The following is a 1,250-nucleotide window of genomic DNA, read 5'->3' on the forward strand; positions in this document are numbered from 1 at the left end:
CGCAGGTGTATTGATGAAGCGCTTGTTGACGCTAAAAGGCTATACGGTCGACCAGACACTAGAACAGGAGCAACAGAAGCAAAGAGCCATTACTGCAATTCGTCGCGGATTTAGCGAAGGTCATCTACAAGCAGTTATTGCTCAATCCTTTAGTTTGTCCGATTATCAGTCAGCTTTTTCAACCTTGTCTCTTAATAAGCATATTGGGAAAATTATTATCACGCCCTAGTAAGGAATGCTTTATACTGCCAGATATATAGACGCAAATAATAAAGATAAACCGGAAGGCCAGAATAAAAAATGCCTCATTACCATCAACAACTGCAAAGCCATGCTTTAGCTGACCTGACGAATAGAGCAAAGAGCGGCATATTAACCTATTTTGGTGTTTGGGTAATTCTGGCTTTTACCTTCAACCTTGATCAAGTCAACCCCAGCTTTCTCTATCTAAACACGGGGCTAATCATATTATTTGCTGCCTTGCGAATTGCTCATCTATTAATACTTAACCGTAGCCCCTCACCTAACATTCCCGTCTTACATCAATGGCTTGTCATCACTATTCTTGGTGCAGCACTTCATTGGGGCTGCATGTCGGCCTGGGTTATCTATGATGACAGTTTAACAGTGATGCAAACCGCTATTTTAATTATTACCCCCGCCTTCACTGTCGGCGGTGCTAGTACACTGAGCATATCTTCGGAAATCCGGACTCTCTACCCTATCTTTATGCTTCTGCCCGTGATTGGCGCCTTGATTCATGATGGCAGTACCAGCAACTTAATGTATGCCTTGTTATGCAGTATCTGCCTGACTTACATATTCACCTCTTCCAAAGCGAGCCATAACGACTACTGGTCTGCGATTACCAATCACTTGGTTGCAGAAGAGAGGGCTGAGCTCATGGAACAATTAAGCACCACAGATCCGCTCACACAGCTAAAGAATCGAATGTTCTTTGATAAAGAATACAGTAAAGAGTGGAAACGCTGCTCGCGAATGTCCTGCCCATTAAGTCTCATTATGATTGACCTGGATTTCTTCAAAAACCTCAATGATAACTATGGTCACATGTTTGGCGATGACTGTTTGAAGAAAACAGCCAAAGCGATCAACGATGAGGTTGCCCGACCTTCTGACTGCGTCGCACGCTACGGCGGTGAAGAGTTTATCGTTTTGCTACCTAATACAAACAAAAATGGTGCCGAGAATATTGCCAAGCGCATGCTTAAGGCAGTATCAGACTTAGA

The 1,250-nt window shown here is 43.4% G+C and carries 2 protein-coding genes; both read left to right on the plus strand.

Going from position 1 to position 1,250, the window contains the following annotated elements; genetic code table 11:
- The coding region (locus A3735_RS06340) for a zinc-binding dehydrogenase (RefSeq protein ID WP_197485708.1) at positions 1-229 on the plus strand (229 nt) is incomplete at its 5' end.
- A 71-nt stretch (positions 230-300) separates the two neighbouring features.
- Positions 301-1,250 (plus strand): GGDEF domain-containing protein (locus tag A3735_RS06345; RefSeq protein ID WP_068637787.1); only part of this gene is annotated, 950 nt, incomplete at its 3' end.

The sequence above is a fragment of the Oleiphilus sp. HI0061 genome (genome assembly GCF_001635675.1).